This is a genomic window from Patiriisocius marinus (genome assembly GCF_008974325.1).
GTDB classification, from domain to species: Bacteria; Bacteroidota; Bacteroidia; order Flavobacteriales; family Flavobacteriaceae; genus Patiriisocius; species Patiriisocius marinus.
In genome coordinates, this window is the sequence record NZ_BKCG01000006.1 from 156,325 (window position 1) to 165,795 (window position 9,471).

At 36.0% G+C, this 9,471-nt stretch carries 2 protein-coding genes; both read left to right on the forward strand.

The window, feature by feature from the left end; all coding sequences use genetic code 11:
* The first annotated feature begins 81 nt into the window (after positions 1 to 81).
* The gene (locus GBH57_RS11830) at positions 82 to 3,996 is read left to right on the forward strand and encodes an HYR domain-containing protein (RefSeq protein WP_151674698.1); all 3,915 of its coding nucleotides are present in this window, start codon (positions 82 to 84) and stop codon (positions 3,994 to 3,996) included.
* Between the two features lie 348 nt (positions 3,997 to 4,344).
* Positions 4,345 to 9,390 (forward strand): M36 family metallopeptidase, encoded by a 5,046-nt coding sequence (locus tag GBH57_RS11835; protein ID WP_151674699.1) that lies wholly within the window; start codon positions 4,345 to 4,347, stop codon positions 9,388 to 9,390.
* Positions 9,391 to 9,471: the final 81 nt, after the last annotated feature.

Here is a 9,471-nt window from a genome sequence, read left to right on the forward strand (position 1 = left end):
TAATTGAGAATGTGATATTAATTAGGTTTTTATTACCTTGACACCCTATTAATTATTGAATATAATCCTACATTTTATCTGATGAAATTACTTTTAAAATTAAAAAAACAAGTGGCATTTATTGCAGTTGCGCTTTTTGCTTCAACAATTGTTGCGCAAAATAGTGATGAAACTACTACTAGTTCAGACTATACTCCTAGTGACAATCCTACTTTAGTATTAACTCCTACTAACTTTTTTGTTTCAGCAGCGGTCAGAGACCTACCTGTTTGTGATGACTTATCCACTTTTGATGGTTTTATAGTACCTAAAGACGGTGCCAATACAAGTCACGATATGAGTGAGAAAAGAAAAAGAAAATTAGCTCATTTAAATGCTGCAGGTAGAAGTAGCACGACTATTGACCCAAAAATGCAAATGGATATTGCTCCAGATGAATCTGGTTTAAACAGAGCGCCAATTGTAAATTTTGATGATGTAGGTAATACTTCTGCTCCACCAGATCCTTCAATGGCTGTTGGTCCTAATCATATTGTAACAATGCAAAATGGTGTATGGGCAGTTTATGATAAAACTGGTACAATGGCTGCTGGTTTCCCAAAAACGTTAAATGATCCTCTTTCAGGACCTAATCACGCAGACAACGCTGGTGATCCAGTTGTAATGTATGATAGAGAAGCAGACAGATGGTTTATATCACAATTCCAATTATCTGGAAATGCAAATTTATCTGACAATGTATTTTTAATAGGAATTTCAACTACACCAGATCCTACAGGTGCTTTCAATATTTACGAATATGAACTTCCAGCAGGTAATGATTATCCGCACTATGGTGTTTGGGGTGATAGTTATGTAACAGCTGGTAACTTTACAGGTGCTCAAAAAGTTTACACTTTCAATAGAAATAAAATGTTAGCCGGTGACCCTACCGCTGAGATTGTAGGGTTCTCTCCAACTAACCTAGGTGTTGGTGGTTTTGCTGCTCCTATTCCAGTTCACTCTGAAGCCGCTGGTGCTGCAACAGGGGATATTAAGATTGTCTATTATCAAGATGATGCTTTTGGCGGTGTTAATTCAGATCATATCGGTATGTGGAATATTGACATGGATTGGACAAACGCCACTACTATTAACAACTCTACCATTTCTGATAAAGTTGAAATACCTACAGCACCATTTGATGCAGCAATAGCTGGTGGCTTTGCTAACATTGCACAACCTGGAACTACACAACGAATCGATGCTATTGTTGGGGCGGTTATGAATATGTCGCACTGGTATAAATTTCCAACACACGAATCTATATTATTGAACTGGGTTGTCGAAATCCAAGATGGAACGCAGAAATCTGGAATTCGTTGGGTTGAACTTAGAAGTACAAATGCAGGAAACACCTGGAGTGTCTACCAAGAAGGTACATTTACTGATCCAGCTGCTACAACTGTTGCAGAAAAAGAATCTGTTTTTATGGGTTGTATCTCAATGGATAGTCAGGGAAATATAGGATTAGGATACACTAAAGCCGGAACAAACACCTTTCCTTCTCTTTATTATACAGGTAGAATGGATGGCGATCCTTTAGGAACTATGACAGTTCCTGAAGAGTTAGCAATTGCAGGTACAACTTCAGTTACATTCAATGATCGTTATGGTGACTACGGACAAGGAGTAACTGACCCTGTAGATGACTTAACTTTTTGGGTTACATCAGAATACTCAGGAGACCCTGGGTTCAATAGAAAATCGAGAGTTTACTCCTATAAACTAGCTTCAGATATTCCATTAGAAATTACTTGTCCAAATGATATAACTGTTAACTGTGGGGATGATACATCACCTGCAAATACAGGAATGGCTACAGCAGTATCTGACTGTGACCCTAACCCGTCTGTTTCATTTGAGGACGTTATAGAATCAACTTGTGGAAACACTCAAATAATTACCCGTACTTGGACTGCTGAAGATTCTTGTGGAAACGATTCAGTAACTTGTATTCAAACCATTACCACACAAGATATTACTGGCCCTACAGTAGTTTGTCCAGATAATATAATTATAGACAATGATACAGATCAATGTACTGCTGTAGTAACTTTTGATGTTACAGGAAGTGACACTTGTGGAGATGTGACTATCACTCAAGTAAACGGATTACCTTCAGGAAGTGAATTCCCAATTGGTGATACTACCAATGAATTTGAAGTTACTGATGACTGCGGAAATGTTACAATATGTTCTTTTGTCGTTACTGTCGAAAATTCAGTAATACCAGAAGCAATTTGCCAAGATATTACTGTAGAACTCGATATAAATGGAATAGCTACAATTACATCTGCAGATGTTAATGGTGGAACTGGAACAGTTTGCGTTAGTGACAATGCAAGTATTGATATAGATACTTTCGATTGCTCAAATATTGGAGAAAATGATGTTGTTCTAACGGTAATTGACAATGAAGGAGATTCAGCAAGCTGTATCGCAGTTGTGACAATTGAAGATAATCTAGCTCCTGAGGTGGTTTGCGAACCTATTACGGTTGAATTAGATGAAAATGGAATGGCTGTAATAACTGGTGAAATGGTAGCTGGTGCAAGTACTGACAACTGTGCTATTGATTCTATTGTAATTACGACACCTACTACAACATTTGACTGTACAATGGTTGGTGAACACGCAGTTTCAGTTATAGTTACTGATGTTAACGGAAATTCAAGTACTTGTGACACAACAGTTACTATTGTTGATGCTACTTTACCTACTGCTATTTGCCAGGACTTAACACTTGAACTGGATACAGACGGTCTTGCTGTAATTGATGTGACAGATATTAATAATGGAAGTTTTGACAACTGTGGAGATGTTACCGTCGAAATAGATGTAACATCTTTCAACTGTGACAACGTAGGAGAAAACGATATTACACTTACCGTAACTGATATCAACGGAAACGTATCACAATGTATTGCTACTGTTACTATTGAAGACAACACAGCACCTTTAATAGTTTGTCAAGATATTACAGTAGAACTTGGTGACACTAATTTTGTTGCGATCCAACCTTCAGATATAGATGGTGGAAGTTCTGATAACTGTGAAATTGTATCAATGACTATCGATGTTGAATCTTTTGACTGTACTAACATTGGTGATAACGATGTTCTTTTAACGATTACAGATTCAAGTGGTAACATTTCAGAATGTACTGCTGTAGTTACTGTTATCGAAAGTGTTTTTGCTCCTAATGCAGTTTGCCAAAACCTTACAGTGACGCTAATGGAAGATGGAACTGCTACGGTAATTCCTTCAGATTTTGATAACGGATCAACTGGTATTCGCTGTTTCGATGGTTTATCAATAAGCCAAGATACTTTTGACTGTGATGACATAGGTGAGACTATCCAAGTATTATTTACCGTTACTAATTCAGCTGGAGACACTGATAGTTGTGTTGCATTAGTAAATGTAGTCGATGGGTTGGCTCCAGAAGTTGTTTGTCCAGAAGATCAAACAGTAACCTCTATAAATGGACCATTTGAGTTACCAGATTACTTTGCTATAGGTGATGCCATCGCGACAGATAATTGTACAGATCCTATTACAACATACGAGCAAGATCCACTACCTGGCACTTTATTAGATACTGGTGTACATACCGTAACAATTACTGTTCAGGATGCAAATGGTTTCGAAGCAGCATGTTCATTCGAGATTACAGTAGAAATTGTACTAGGTGCTGATACAAATGAAATAGCACTTAACACATTAACGCTTTTCCCTAATCCAGCTAGTCAACAAATTACAATTAGCAATCCACAAGGAGCTCTAATTAAAAATGTAACTATTTACGACATAACTGGAAGATTAGTAATTTCTAAAAAAGGACGTATTGAAGCAAATAAAACTATTAATATAGAATCATTATTATCAGGAAATTATTTAGTTATTATTGAAGGTAAGTTTGGACAGGTTACTAAACAATTTATTAAAAAATAATAACCTTAACATAAAGTATTTATAAGCAATCACTCATATTCGTGGGTGATTGCTTTTTTTTTAATGACTTATATTTTTCTATTCTGAAATAGTAATGCACATGAAATTTCGGCATCTACATATTACACTAAATGCTATTAAAATCAGCAAAATTTTCTCATAAAAATATCCCTTTCATGCATTTAAAGCTATTAGTTAATTAACTTTATCTAGAAGTAAAATACATTGTAATTAATTGAATATTAATTATTAATCTAAACCACAATTTTTTATACACGACAATAATCTCTATTTTCGTGAGATAGCAATTTTAGGAAATGCTATATTAGATCATTATAAATTCCATATATGAAATTAAGAAAACTACTCTCACTATTATTAATCCTAGTTTGTTTCAGTGCTTTTTCACAAAAACATAGCAAAGCCGAACAAGGAATTTCTAATATCTCGCTCAAACAATTAATTGAAAAAAAAGATAATTCGTTTGTTATCACTAAAGAAAATACAAGCTCTACAAGTGGTATTAGACATGTTTACCTTAGACAAGCTATCAATGGTATCGAAGTTTTAGGCACAGAATCTAGTATTCACCTTAGAGCAGATGGTTCAGCATTAAAAACTTATAATAGTTTTGTAGATAATATTACAGCAACAGTAAAATCATCCTCAGCATCATTAACTGCTTCACAAGCAATTGCTGCTGTAGCACAGAATAAAGGATATAATTTAAATTCTTTAAGTGTAATTGAAACTCCAACAGGAACAAATAGAAAATCCCTTTATTCTAAAGCTGGAATTTCAAAACTTGACATTCCTGCTAAACTAGTATATTTTAAAGATGAAAATAATAATACCAACTTAGCTTGGGATCTATCAATCTACGAAACATCAAGTACTAATTGGTTCAACTATATAGTTGATGCCTCTAATGGAACTATTTTAGCAAGCTACAACTGGACACTCTCGTGTAATATATTAGGTAATCATGAGGACCACGCACACAATAACAATGAAACAGCTTTTGTTGGACCTTTAAACAATACCGCAATTACAATAGAAGATGAAACTGCTTTAGTTGGTAGCTACTTCGTTTACCCAATGCCTATAGAGTCTCCTAACTTTGGAGCCGCAAGTGTGGTAGTAGATCCTGATAATGCCATTGCTTCTCCTTTTGGCTGGCACGATACAGATGGAACTGCAGGAGCAGAATTTACAATCACAAGAGGAAATAATGTATTTGCTTACGAAGATGGCGACAATGCAGGATTTAGTCCTGACGGTGGAGCAGCACTTAGTTTCAACTTTCCAATAAATCCTACATATACCGTTGGTGACCAATCTGAATCTGGAATTATTACAAACTTATTTTACTGGAATAACATTATTCACGATGTAACTTATCAATATGGTTTTGATTCAGCATCTGGAAATTTTCAAGAAAACACATATGGCAACGGAGGATTAGGAAATGACTCTGTAAATGCTGAAGCACAGGATGGATCAGGAACTTGTAACGCAAATATGGGAACTGGGCCTGATGGTGCATCGCCTACTATGCAAATGTATGTTTGTGGAGACAGAGATGGAGATGTAGATAACGGTGTAATTGTCCACGAATATGTTCACGGTGTAACAACAAGATTAACAGGTGGAGCAAATAATGCCAATTGTTTATTTAATGATGAACAAATGGGTGAAGGTTGGAGTGACTATTATGCTTTAATGTTAACTATTGACGCTGCTGATGTAGCAACTGATGCAAGACCAATGGGTACTTGGCTAATAGGAGAAGGACCTAATGGAAACGGAATTAGAACGTTCCCTTACAGTACTGACTTTGCTATCAACTCACATACATACGATGATATTAACACAGAGTCTATTCCTCACGGAGTTGGATCTGTTTGGGCTGAAATGCTATGGGAAATGACTTGGGAAATTATCGCCGTTGAAGGTTTTGACCCAGATATTTATAATGGTACTGGCGGAAACAATACAGCATTAGCACTCGTTACTGAAGGATTAAAGCTACAACCTTGTTCTCCTGGTTTTGTTGATGGTCGTGATGCAATATTAGCTGCGGACGAAGCACTATACGGAGGAAGTCACGCTTGTGAAATATGGGCTGCATTCGCTCGTAGAGGGTTAGGTTTTAGCGCCTCGCAAGGAAGTAGTAATAGTAGAAGTGATGGTACAGAAGCATTTGACCTCCCTCCTTCTTTTTCCTCATTAGAGGTTATCGATGAAATTTGCCTTGCTGGTGGTATAGTAACCGGATTAGGTGGTGGTTCACCTACAGGTGGAGTTTATAGTGGTGCTGGTATCACAGATGATGGAAACGGAACTACTTATACATTTGACCCTAGTGTCGCTGGAGCAGGAAATGTTACTGTAAGTTATAGCACAATCGACTTTTGTACAGGTGCTCCTGGAATATTAATGGATGACATTTTAGTAACTGATGAACCGCCAGTTCTTATTTGTATAGGATCTGGAATTACAGTACTTGATGGTTCTGCAGAAAATAGTCCAGCATTAAATATTGAAGATTTGACAACAGTTTCAACTACAATCGAAATTACTGAAGATTTTAATATTACTGACCTCAACGTTGCTTTAGATATAGAGCACACTTATGTTGAAGATATGATTATAACACTAATTTCTCCAGCATTAACTCCAGTGGTTATTTTTGATGGAAATGCTGATGGATGTAGTGGTAATGATTTAATTACATTATTAGACGATGAATCAACAAACCCATTAATATGTGGCAACCCAATAGCTTACAACCAACTTGATTACATACCTAGCAATGCTTTAGCTGGTTTTAATGGCGAAAGTACACTCGGTACTTGGACTTTGACTATTCAAGATACATTTAATGGAGACCCCGGAATTTTAAACAATTGGAGAATAGATTATTTTTCTGAAATTAATTCAGTACCACTGGATGTTACCTTAGACGTTAATGGAACTGCTACAATAAATGCAGATCAATTATTAGAAAGTGTTTTACTTGAGTGCGGTGGTTATACAGTTACAGCAGGAACACCATTAGCAACAACTGTTACATTTACAATACCAGATATTGGATTAAACAACGTAGATGTACTTGTAACTAGTGATACTGGTCAAACTGCAACGTGTGTTGCAGTAGTTAACGTAATTGAAAATATGGATGGTGGTCAAGCTATAACTTGCCCAGAAGATGTTACTATTGAATGTGGAGAAGATACGTCGCCTGCAAACACTGGTACCGCAACAGCAGTTTCAAATTGTGACCCTAATCCAATGATTACTTTTTCAGATTCTGTAGAGGATACTTGCGGTAACACTCAAATAATTACTCGTACTTGGTTTGCTGAAGATAGCTGTGGAAATGATATTGACTCTTGTGTTCAAATCATTACTACTGTAGATACTATAGCTCCAACAGTAGTTTGTCCTGAAAACATAGTGGTAGATACTGATGCTGGTCAATGTACAGCACTAGTTAATTTCGATCTTATGGAGGCTGATGATTGCGGAGATATTACTATTAATGTAATTAGTGGTCTGCCATCAGGTAGCGATTTCCCTGTGGGAACAACAACTAACGTATTAGAAATAGTTGATGGCTGCGGAAATATAACTGAATGTTCATTTACTGTTACTGTTGAAAACACCACTATCCCTGAAGCTATTTGCCAAAATATAACAGTGCAATTAGATGCATCAGGTATGGTAACAATTACAGCAGTTGATGTTACAGGCGGCGCAGGTACTGTATGCTCAAGCACAAACGCAACTATTGATATTGATACTTTCGATTGTTCTAATATAGGAGATAACAATGTTGTACTTACAGTAGTAGATAGTGATGGAAACGAAGATAGCTGTACGGCAGTTGTTACTGTTGAAGATGTTATAGCTCCAGAAGCTATTTGTGCTCCTATCACAATAGAATTAGATGAAATGGGAATGGCTACTATCACTGGTGATATGATTGATGGCGGAAGTACAGATAATTGTGATACTGTTTCATTTGACGCAAGTGTAACTTCATTCGATTGCACTATGGTTGGTGACAATACAGTAACACTAACAGTTACTGATGCAAATGGAAACAGTACGAGTTGTGATACTACTGTAACTGTAGTAGACAATATTATTCCTACAGCAATTTGCCAAAACATAACAGTAGAATTAGATGCTGATGGAATTGCAACTATCGAAGCAAGTGAGATTGACAATGGTAGTTTTGATAACTGCGGAAATGTAACAGTTGAAATAGATGTTACTACATTTAATTGCGATAACATTGGTACTAATGATGTTGTTTTATTAGTTACAGATGACAATGGAAATACATCAGAATGTGATGCTGTGGTTACCATTATAGATAATGTAGCTCCAGTTGCTATTTGTGCAAATATTACGATTGCACTCGATGAAGATTATATGGCGGAAATCGAAGCATTTGAAGTTGATGGAGGTAGCACAGACAATTGTGAAATAGTTTCGATGGAAATTGATGTATCTACATTCGATTGCTCTAATGTAGGTGATAACAATGTTGTTTTAACCTTAATAGATGGAAGTGGTAACATTTCAGAATGTACAGCAATAGTTACTGTTACCGAAGGTATTTTTGCTCCTAATGCAGTTTGTCAAAACGTAACTGTTACATTAGGTGAAGATGGAACAGGTATTGTAACACCTTCAGATTTTGATAATGGATCTACCGGAATACGTTGTTTCGACGGATTATCGATATCGCAGGATATATTTGATTGTGATGATATAGGCGAAACAAACCAAGTATTATTTACAGTTACAAATGCTGCTGGAGATACTGATAGTTGTGTTGCATTTGTAAATGTAGTTGACGGTTTAGCTCCAGAGGTTGTTTGCCCAGAAGATCAAACAGTCACTTCTATAAATGGTCCTTACCAACTTCCTGATTATTTTGCTTTAGGCGAAGCTATCGCTACTGACAACTGTACCAATCCAATAACAATTTATGAGCAAGACCCTATTCCAGGAACATTACTTGATGCAGGAACTCATATAATCACAATCACGGTTCAAGATGATAACGGTTTTGAAGCAGAATGTTCATTTGAGTTAACAGTTGAAATTGTTTTAGGAACTGATACAAATACCGTTGCATTAAATACAATAACTCTCTACCCTAACCCAGCAAATCAAAAAGTTACAATTGATAACCCACAAAATGCTCTAGTGGAAAAAGTTGCGATTTACGATATTACTGGAAGATTAGTAATTTCAGAAAATGGGTTAATTAGTCAATCTAAAACAATTGATATCGCTTCATTACAATCAGGAACATATCTTGTTCTAATTGAAGGTGAAATAGGACAGATTACTAAACAATTGATTAAAGAATAAAATCTATTATTAAGTATTTAAAATCCACCTTGAAAGAGGTGGATTTTTTTTTTATTATTTTCTTTTTTAATAGAAACATTC

Bases quoted from the DNA above. Each gene is read 5' to 3' on its own strand.
- GBH57_RS11830 (WP_151674698.1), top strand. From the start codon at position 82: ATGAAATTACTTTTAAAATTAAAAAAACAAGTGGCATTTATTGCAGTT.
- GBH57_RS11835 (WP_151674699.1), top strand. From the start codon at position 4,345: ATGAAATTAAGAAAACTACTCTCACTATTATTAATCCTAGTTTGTTTC.